1 protein-coding gene is annotated in these 1,715 nt (G+C 35.6%); it reads left to right on the top strand.

All coding sequences use genetic code 11. From position 1 onward, the window contains the following. Window positions 1-114 precede the first annotated feature (114 nt). A complete protein-coding gene (locus tag ENL20_07120; GenBank protein ID HHE38328.1) occupies window positions 115-1,452 on the top strand; it encodes a sigma-54-dependent Fis family transcriptional regulator in 1,338 nt (445 codons plus the stop codon). Window positions 1,453-1,715 lie beyond the last annotated feature (263 nt).

The raw sequence follows: 1,715 nt of genomic DNA, 5'->3' as shown, positions 1-1,715 counted from the left end.
TATTTGAAGCTATTACTATTATCCTTTGGGTGGAATTTCAGAAAGAATAAATTCGTAAAATTTGACACAACTCATTATTGCAATTTTTTTGCCTTCATAAAATTATTTCTTTAAATGGAGGTAAATTTGCATAAGATCCTCATCATCGACGACGATAAATTCGTCAACCTGACTCTCTCCAAACTGCTTAGAAAAGCAGGATATGAAACAAAAAGCACTTTCAATGGAAAGTCCGGGATAAATGAAACTCAGCATTTCCAACCTGAACTTGTTCTCCTCGATTTCAAACTTCCGGATCTGAATGGATTTCAAATCCTGAAAAAAATCAAAAAAATTAACAGTTCCATAATTGTGATCATGATCACTTCTTTTGGAGAGATCAGAAGAGCAGTGAAGTCGATAAAACTCGGTGCTTACGATTTTTTCACCAAACCTTTTGATAATAAGGAAATCTTGGAAGTGGTTAAAAAAGCACTTTCATCAACAAATAAAGAAAACGAAACTCAAATCAATATCAAGAAAATGATGGGTGAAAGTAAACCCTTACAAAATGTTCTGAAAAATATCGAGAGAGTTGCTGATAAAGACATCACTGTTTTCCTGGAAGGAGAAACCGGAACCGGTAAAGAACTTTTTGCCCGTATGATCCATCAAAAAAGCAATCGCAAAGATAAACCATTCATAACTGTCGATTGCGGAGCAATTCCCGAGACTCTTTTTGAAAGCGAACTTTTCGGTCATCGTAAAGGTGCATTTACAGGATCATTGAATGATAAAAAAGGAAAATTCGAACTGGCAAATAAAGGAACTCTTTTTCTGGATGAGATCAATAGTCTGCCGATGAGTATGCAGCCGAAATTCCTGCGAGTTCTGCAGGAAGGTGAGATCCAGCGGCTTGGAGATGAAAGATCGATCGATGTAAATGTTCGAATTATTGCTGCTTCCAATAGCAATATTTATGATGATGTAAAAAAATCACAATTCAGAGAAGACCTCTTTTATCGTATCCACGAATTCAAGATTGACCTACCAACTCTTCATCAGAGAAAAGATGATATCCCGGTTATCGCAAATTATTTCCTGCAGGAGTTAGCTGAAATTTATCAAAAAAGTGTTTCCGGATTCACGAATCAGGCAATGAGTTTACTTCTAAACTATCAATTTCCCGGAAATGTTCGCGAGTTAAAAAATATTATCAAGAGTGCAATTCTATTAACCGATTCCGACAAGATAGAACCGGAACATCTGATCTTGAAAAATATCAGAAATAAGGATCTGGAAAAAGAAGATGATTCCGAAGATCTATTACTTGAAAAATTTACTGATAAAGCAGAAATCAAAATAATCAAAAAAGCCCTCGAAAAAGCAAAATACAATAAATCCGAAGCTGCCGAACTACTCGGAATCAGCAGAAGTCAATTCTACAAAAAACTGGAGAAATTCGGATTGTAACTCAAACCTCTGGTTTGAGAAAGTAACTTAAACCTCCCGGTTTGAGAAAAATCTCATAAACTCAAATCTAAAAACTGCCAAAACATTCTCACATTTCATCTTTCAAAACATTCCTGATAGATGTTTAGTTCTCAAAGCAGGAGCAATGAGTTACTTTTCTCAAAGCAGGAGCAATGAGTTACTTTTCTCAAAGCAGGAGCAATGAGTTACTTTTCTCAAAGCAGGAGCAATGAGTTACTTTTCTCAAAGCAGGAGCAATGAGT

Source organism: Candidatus Cloacimonadota bacterium (assembly GCA_011372345.1).
Lineage (GTDB): Bacteria > Cloacimonadota > Cloacimonadia > Cloacimonadales > TCS61 > DRTC01.
Note: the sequence above shows the minus strand (reverse complement) of the source record. Positions and strands in the feature narration are given on the sequence as shown.